Here is a 5,272-nt window from a genome sequence, read left to right as displayed (position 1 = left end):
CGGGCCCTCCTGGTGCCCAGCTCCCACCCGCTGGCCCGGCGCGAGGCGGTATCACTCGAAGACCTCGCCCACGAGACCCTGCTAACCATCGGCGGCACGCTATTCGCGTGCATGGGACATTCAAATCAGGCTCTCAGCGTCCCGGCGCGATCAGCGCGGAGCGCTCGGTGAGCGTGGTGAGGGCCCGCAGATGATCCGCCGTGACGCGGGCCGGTTCCCACCCCGCGGCGGGCGCGGTGTCGTGCTCCATCAGAGTCCCTTCATGTCGATCCGTAGCCGCGATGGCCGCTCGTCGTCCACGTCCCGGCGGCCGGTGGTCGGGTCACTCCGGGAAACGCTCCAGGAGGCGGCGCAGATGCCGTTTACGGTTGCCTTCCGGCAGCTGTCCCAGGAAGGCGCGGAGTCGCCGCACCGGTTCCGTACGGTGTGCCGGGGCGACGAGGGCGAGGACGTTCTCCAGCGCGCGGATTCCTCTGCTGACGCTGAACGCGAGCTCGTCCCGGAGGACGGCGTCGAGCAGCGCGTCCAGATGATCGGGGTCCGGGGCCAGGAAGAGCCGAGTGTAGGCGGCCAGCCGCAGCCCGCCGTTATCCGATTCCAGCCAGGCAGCGAGCGGCGGATCGGGAAAGCGCGCGGTCACCCGGACCAGGTCCCCGAAGACCTGCTGCTGCAACCGCGTACGTTCCGAGCCCGGCGGCAGCGTCCGGCGCAGGGCCAGATAGTCGGCCGCCAGCCGCTCGACCGTCTCCACATCGGCCGCCGGTTGGCCCGCGGCACCCTGCTGGGCGGCGGTCAAGGCGACTTGGGAGGTGTCGGTGGCTCCTTCCACCTCCCGCTCCAGGCGGGCGGCGGCTGCCTCGGCATCCTCGACCCGCGCGGTCAACCGCCGGAACTGCACTCCGGCGCCCCCGGGCAGAGTGATGCTCTCGAACAGCCCGCCCAGCCACGGGATCACCGCGACCACCAGCAGCGTCACAGTGACCGCGTCGAACTCGATGTGCGGCCACACGAGATGGATCACCACGGCCACGACCGCGGCCGCCGAGACCGCTGCGGCGGTGTATCTGTGTCGGCGCGTCTCGTGACTGTCTGCCCCACCCGGCGCAGGTCCCCCCTCAGACATGCGCCCCAGCATTCCAGAACCGCATCGCATCGACCCGCCTGCTTTCGATCCCCAGGGGCGTCGGAGTGCGAGACGATGTTCCTATGGAATCCGCCCCACCTCGTGAGGAACGCTGCTTCTACTTCGCCTGCCGGAAGTGCGGGGTGGTCGGTGAGCCGGCGTCTGCCGACTACGCCCTCACTTCTGACCGGCAGCACGTCAACTGGGAGCAGTCCATGCTGGTGAGGTGCGGCTCTTGTCGGGCCCAGTCCCGGATCGAGCGCAGGGCCATCGTGCAGCGGGACGCCGAGCACACGTGCGTCGGATGCGGGCACCGCACTGCCTGCCCGGCGACCGCCGACTGGGTCGTGTGCTGGGGGTGCGGTGTCACCGGCCCCGGGCCGGGTGCCAACGCCGACCGAGCGGCGTATGTCCGGGCTGTGGAGCGGGACGCCAACCAGCGGGCTCTCGCTCCGCTCCGCGCCGTGAAGGCCGCAGCGCAGGCCCGGGGCCAGTTGCCGAACTGGGCCTCCTGAAGGACGAGAAGTGCGGCAGGTGCGGCCACCGCCGTCGGCATCAGCTGCTCAAGCCGCTCGACAGCGGTGAGCCGACCTTGCTACGCGGCCCTGCCCATCAGGCCGCACCGATCTGCGCCTGCCCCTAAAACCCGGCAGCCTCCAGTTGACCGTGGCCTGCGACCTGGGCCGACCATGCGCGCTGGCCTGGGACGGGGCGCCATCCGTACACGGAGTCGGGCGTCATCGTGTCCGGCCAGATCACGATGCCGCACAGCACGAGCTGGCAGCCTGCCTCATACCCGGCCTCGGGCGGGAAGGCTGGCCAGTCCGGCCAGTACGACAGATCCCGCTCGACCAGCGGGAGGTCGCTGCCGTCACGCATGACCTGAAGGACGTATCCGCCGTCCTCGGCAGCTCGGCAGACCGCTGTGAGATCGCGACGGGTCGGGTCCTCGGGGTTGTGCGGAGCCGTGGGGTCGTACCGGCCGCACCCGGAGACATCACTCTCGCGCATCAGCCGCTCCTGGCGGCGCACCCGTTCGTGCACCCACTGCTCGTACAGCTCGTCGAGCGCGTCCAGCCCGCCCACTGCGGCCCGGGACCGCTCGACGCCGCGCTCCCACACCGCGTACTCGCGCCCGGCACCCGGAAGTTGGTACTCGATCAGCTCGACTGACTCCGGGGCGGAGCCGCAGATGGTATCGACACTCGAAAACAGCGCCGTGCCAGCGCTGAGGGACTCCTCGAAGGCGGCGTGCTCCTCGCGCGTCAGGGTCTGCACCCCAGTCGTCGTGTCAAAGAGCAGCCGCATGACCCGAGCCTCCCACACTTCGTCCTGCATCGACGTGCGCATCGTCGCGAGGGCAGGACGTGGGCACGGTCTTGGGCGACTTGCCGACGATGCTCTGGCCCCGCAGCGCGGCGTCGGGCATGCCGTGGGCCAGGTCCCGGGCCGTGACGGGTACATCGGACGGCGGCTGGATCAGGGACTCGAAGCGACCGGTCTCCGCCCAGCGGCCCTCGCGTACGGTCAGGGCGACGGCGGCGACCTCCGTGGGCTCGGCCGGGCGGCCCGCCGGGGTGAGCGCCTCGAAGTCGATCACTACGAAGGTCGTGCTGTGGAGGGCGGCCAGGAGAGCGTCGCTCGTGCCGGGACCCGCCGTGCGCCGCGTCGCGCTCCCCTGCCGGTCGCCCTCTCCTGCTCGTTCGTCTGCCTGCCCGACGATGTCCATCCCGGCCTCCAGTCGCCATCCCCGCATCTCTCGCCAAGTTTCAGTTGAGCTGTTTGATCCGTATGCGCTCCGGCCGGGTGAGGAACGCGAGGGCTGCGGAGATGACAGCGATGGCCAACACCAGCCCGGACCAGGAGAGCTGCTGAGTACGTCTGGAGTTGCACAACGCCTCGTCGCGGAGCAGGGGGTCTTCCGGCGCTACCAAAGGACCGCACGACAGCGTGTCGTAATGGAGTGGGAAGAACAGCATCGCCACTGCACCGATGACGAACACAACCGTCAGGATTGCCCACATTTGACTCAACAGGAGCGCTCGCTCCAGTGCTTCCCGATCCGGGTATACGCCCCCGTCGCTTCTTCTCTCGGGCATGCTGCCGTCAACTCCATTCCGGGCGCGTAGGTTCGATTGACGCTACCGAGTCACGCGGCACCATGTGACGTACATGCCTCGAAGGAGTGGCCACCTCGGCGTGCGCGAGGTGGTCCACGATCACCGGCGAGGAGACCGGCCGCTACCAGGGCTCTCCGTAAGGGACGGGTCCCAGGGACGTAGAGCCCCCGGGAGGAGCGGCCTTCGCTCTGGAGGCGAGCGAAGGCCCGCAGCACGATGCCTATGCAGACCGGGCGCCCTAGGGGGTGTCTGACAATTCCGGTCTGATCAGCGAGATTCGGCTGAGCTGGCAATCCGGAGGTGCGCCGATCGGCTGGGGGGACTGGGCAGTGGCTACGAACGGCGGGCCAGTAGATGGGTGTCGAGGAAGCCCCGATCAGAGGATGGATCGTGGAGCAGCCGGGCGAAGGGATCGAGCCCAGCATCGCCCAGCAGTTCGGCGAGGCGATCCACCGGCCAGCTGTAGGCGGGCGCCACCTTGTGGTCGAACCGGACCGGTACTTGTCCGTCGGTCCCGAAGAAGGAGACCAGGAGCAGACCGTCCGGTGCCAGGACGCGTACCTGTTCGGCGAGCAGCTCCGGTAGTTCCCCCGGAGGGGTGTGAATCATTGAGTAGTGGGCCAGCACGCCGCCGAGCGCGGCGTCCTCGATCGGCAGGGATTCCATCCGCGCCTCTTGGAAGCGCAGCGCCGGATGGGCCTGCCGGGCGTGGTCGACCATGCCGGGGGCAAGGTCTAGTCCGAAGGCGTCCAGGCCGAGTTCGTGCAGCATGGCTGTCAGATGTCCGGGCCCGCACCCGACGTCCGCTGTCCGCAGGTTGCCCGTCGCGCGCACCAGTTCGGCGAAGGTGCCGATCATGGCCCGGGAGAAAGGCTGTGTTTCCAGCCGGTTTGCGAACAGCGATGCGTACAGCTCGACGACACCGTCGTAGGCCGTCCTGGTCTCGTCCAGATGATTCGCCACGGGCAGGACTCTATAGCCGGTCTGATAATTGATCTTGTGGCAGGTCGAGGTGAGTTGACCGATGCGGCATGGAGGCGGATAGAGCCCCTTTCGCCTCAGGTGGACGGACGGGGCCGTCCGTGGCGTGATCACCGGCAGGTGGTCAACGGGGTGCTTGGCGGCTGCGGACCGGGGCTCCGTGGCGGGACCTTCCCGACCGGTTCGGGCCGTGGCAGACCGTCTACGAGCGGTTCGCCCGTGGGAGGCGGACGGCACCTGGGCACGGTTGCTGGAGCACGTTCAGGTCCGCGATGACGCGGTGGGCCGGGTGGAATGGACCGTCTCCGTCGACTCCACCATCAACCGAGCCCACCAGCACGCAGTCGGCGCCCGCAAAAGGGGGATGTGAACGGGGACGAACTGGAAGATCCGGGCCGCTCGCAGGCACGCCAGGCCCTCGGCCGCTCCCGAGGCGGACTGACCACCCAAGTCCATCTCGCCGTCGATGGCCGGGGCCTGCCCCTGTCGATTGTGCTCACGCCCGGCAACGTCAACGACGCGACGGCGTTCGGCCAGGTCCTCGACGGCATCCGCACCCCGCGCCTCGGCACGGGCCGCCCGCGCACGACACCGGACCGTGTGCTGGGTGACAAGGCGTATTCCAGCAGGGCCATCCGCCATCCGCCATCCGCCATCTGCTGAGGCGCCGGGGCATCGCTGCCACGATCCCCGAGCGCCGCGACCAGGCGGCGAACCGCCACCGACGCGGAGCCCTCGGCGGCCGGCCGCCGACCTTCGACAAGGTCACCTACCGCGACCGCAACGTCGTCGAACGATGCTTCGCCCGCCTCAAGCAGTTCCGCGCGATCGCGACCCGGTTCGACAAGCTCGGCGACCGCTACCGTGCCGGAGTTGTCCTGGCTTCCTTGATCCTCTGGCTCCGCGAGCCCAGCATGATCCGTCAGAAGGGGCCTAGGTGTGTTGTCCCGGGACGTTGGTGACGGGTGACGCGCCGTGCGTGGTGCTTGAACGAGGCGAGGGCCTCTGGTTTCGGTGTGGATTGCGACATCTCCACCGGCACCAGGAG

General features: G+C 69.2%; 5 protein-coding genes and 1 pseudogene. 1 reads left to right on the top strand and 5 read right to left on the bottom strand.

The features are described 5' to 3' along the window. Positions 1-322: 322 nt before the first annotated feature. The 5 genes from ACGF3A_RS43940 to ACGF3A_RS43920 all read right to left on the bottom strand — a co-directional run bounded on the left by ACGF3A_RS43940 (position 323) and on the right by ACGF3A_RS43920 (position 4,206). Positions 323-1,024, bottom strand: coding sequence for a hypothetical protein (locus ACGF3A_RS43940; RefSeq protein WP_393737032.1), 702 nt, complete (start codon positions 1,022-1,024; stop codon positions 323-325). A 738-nt stretch (positions 1,025-1,762) separates the two neighbouring features. Continuing rightward, entirely contained in the window at positions 1,763-2,431 is a 669-nt protein-coding gene (locus ACGF3A_RS43935) for a hypothetical protein (protein WP_393737030.1), read from the bottom strand. After that, positions 2,415-2,879: a hypothetical protein gene (locus tag ACGF3A_RS43930; protein ID WP_393737028.1), complete on the bottom strand. Its 465-nt coding sequence runs from the start codon at positions 2,877-2,879 to the stop codon at positions 2,415-2,417. Before ACGF3A_RS43930 ends, ACGF3A_RS43935 begins: the two co-directional genes overlap by 17 nt. Positions 2,880-2,892: 13 nt before the next feature. Next, positions 2,893-3,222, bottom strand: a complete 330-nt coding sequence (locus tag ACGF3A_RS43925) for a hypothetical protein (protein ID WP_393737026.1) — start codon at positions 3,220-3,222, stop codon at positions 2,893-2,895. A gap of 354 nt (positions 3,223-3,576) precedes the next feature. Further along, on the bottom strand, positions 3,577-4,206 hold the full coding sequence (locus ACGF3A_RS43920; protein WP_393737024.1) for a class I SAM-dependent methyltransferase: 630 nt from the start codon (positions 4,204-4,206) through the stop codon (positions 3,577-3,579). Here ACGF3A_RS43920 and ACGF3A_RS43915 point away from each other — a divergent pair. Then, a pseudogene (locus ACGF3A_RS43915) lies at positions 4,195-5,186 on the top strand (IS5 family transposase). The gene ACGF3A_RS43920 and the pseudogene ACGF3A_RS43915 overlap by 12 nt on opposite strands. Positions 5,187-5,272: the final 86 nt, after the last annotated feature.

The organism is Streptomyces sp. NPDC048172, assembly GCF_043202595.1.
Lineage (GTDB): Bacteria > Actinomycetota > Actinomycetes > Streptomycetales > Streptomycetaceae > Streptomyces.
This window is presented reverse-complemented; position numbering and strand designations above follow the sequence as displayed.